This is a genomic window from Bullifex porci, from assembly GCF_009695635.1.
GTDB lineage: Bacteria > Spirochaetota > Spirochaetia > Sphaerochaetales > Sphaerochaetaceae > Bullifex > Bullifex porci.
In genome coordinates this window covers 1-1,502 of record NZ_VUNN01000058.1, presented here as the reverse complement: position 1 = coordinate 1,502, position 1,502 = coordinate 1, and the positions used below count along the sequence as shown (strand labels likewise).

Below are 1,502 nucleotides of genomic sequence, written 5' to 3'. Positions count from 1 at the left end.
GAGACTGTAAAAAAGTTTGTGGACATTTGAAGAATCTCTTATGCTAGAAAAGAAGAAGGCATAGGAGTTTCAATATGGCAAAGAAGCCGAAAAAACAGCTGAGCCCGGAAAGGAAGGAGCTGATCTCAAAGCTCATTGATGAGTTTGATCTCAAGAGCGTCAAAGACATCGAGGACATGTTCAAGGATATGTTCTCTCCAATGCTGCAGGAGATGCTGGAGGGCGAACTAGATGACCATCTCGGCTATGAAAAGTACGAGCATAGCGGAGAAAGCGGATCCAACAGTCGCAACGGACATAGCAGCAAGAGGGTCACTGCATCGTTTGGAGACATGGACATCGATGTTCCTCGGGACAGGAACAGTACATTTGAGCCGCAGATAGTGAAGAAGCATCAGAGGGATGTATCGGACATAGAGGGCAAGGTCATCTCCATGTATGCAAAGGGCATGACGACAAGGGACATCTCATCCCATCTTGAGGACATCTATGGCATAGAGGCCTCTGCCGAGATGATCGGCAAGATAACCGACAGGGTGCTTCCGGAAGCCAAGGCATGGCAGGCAAGGCCGTTGGAAGGCAAGTACGTGGTGATGTTCCTGGATGCCATCCACTACCATGTGAGGGAAGAGGGGCAGGTCGTCAAGAAGGCGGTGTACATCGCAATAGGCATCCGTATCGACGGCATGAAGGAAGTGATGGGCATGTACATAGGAGGCAATGAGAGCGCGAAGTACTGGCTCGGTGTCCTAAACGACCTTAAATCCAGAGGAGTGAAGGACATACTCGTATGCTGTGTCGACGGGTTGTCGGGCTTCTGCGATGCCATTGCCACCGTCTACCCCCAGACTGATGTCCAAAGGTGCATAATACACCAGATCCGCTCCTCCACGCGCTTCGTAGTCTCCAAGGATATGAAAGGCTTTGTCGCCGACTTAAAGAAGATTTACAAGGCGAATACACAGGATGAGGCATGGGAGCAGCTTGATGCATTCGACTCGAAATGGGGGAGAAAGTATTCCGCCGCGGTGAAGAGCTGGAGGGACAACTGGAACGAGCTTGCCACGTTCTTCCGGTACCCTTATGAGATAAGAAAGCTCATCTACACCACCAATGCCATAGAGGGGTTCAACCGGCAGCTGAGGAAGGTCACCAAGACAAGGACGGTGTTCCCCACCGATGACTCACTGTTCAAGATCCTGTTCCTTGCAATGAAGGATATAACGGCGAAATGGTATGGAAAGCCACACAACTGGGGCCTTATTATCTCCCAGCTGATGATTTCGTTTCCGGACAGGATAAGCGATGAGGATTTCATCTGATTCCAAGAACTATATCGATTAGGATGAAAGGTACTGCCTACAGTATTTGTTGACAGCACCTTTATATGCATCTAGAATTCTGATAGCTGGAAAAGGTAGCAGTCTGCCACCTCAGCTACAGATTATTTTTCTTCTTCTGCCTAGCTAAGAGGAAATGTCCACAAAATGAATTACACTCCC

General features: G+C 49.0%; 1 protein-coding gene. It reads left to right on the top strand.

Features of this window, described 5'->3' with window-relative positions; genetic code table 11:
- Positions 1–74 precede the first annotated feature (74 nt).
- Positions 75–1,322: an IS256 family transposase gene (locus FYJ80_RS11585; protein ID WP_154427058.1), complete on the top strand. Its 1,248-nt coding sequence runs from the start codon at positions 75–77 to the stop codon at positions 1,320–1,322.
- Positions 1,323–1,502: the final 180 nt, after the last annotated feature.

Bases quoted from the DNA above. Each gene is read 5' to 3' on its own strand.
- FYJ80_RS11585 (WP_154427058.1), top strand. From the start codon at position 75: ATGGCAAAGAAGCCGAAAAAACAGCTGAGCCCGGAAAGGAAGGAGCTG.